Source organism: Tamlana crocina, from assembly GCF_012037625.1.
Genome location: NZ_JAAVJS010000456.1, coordinates 1 through 371, shown reverse-complemented (window position 1 = coordinate 371; position 371 = coordinate 1). Strand labels below are relative to the sequence as shown.

1 protein-coding gene is annotated in these 371 nt (G+C 35.8%); it reads right to left on the bottom strand.

The window, feature by feature from the left end; all coding sequences use genetic code 11:
- The coding region (locus tag HC176_RS17575) for a hypothetical protein (protein WP_209309795.1) at positions 1-279 on the bottom strand (279 nt) is incomplete at its 3' end.
- Positions 280-371: the final 92 nt, after the last annotated feature.

Below are 371 nucleotides of genomic sequence, written 5' to 3'. Positions count from 1 at the left end.
CTTGGTAAGGTAGCCGAAATCACGATTGTCTCCCTCGGGGCGGAGGTAAAGAACGATTTCTTTCTCGTTTTTTATTTTAAAATATTCAGGCTGTAAACCTTCTTTTCCAAATTTCTTTTTTGACCAGTATCCTCCTGGAGGTAAAGGAATATCATTTTCTTTGCAGATATTCTTAAAGCTTGGGTATGAAACCATATACCTGTTTGTAAAATAGGAGAGTGGATGCTTCCATACAAGGTTATAAAGTTCACTTCGGGAGAGGATTACTTGTTGTATCATATTTTTCTTTAGTAACTTTTTTGATCTTTTAGCCTTAAACGAGATTTGAACTCGAATGCGCTCCTATAATAGTGAAGAAGTTTTTCCGGAAA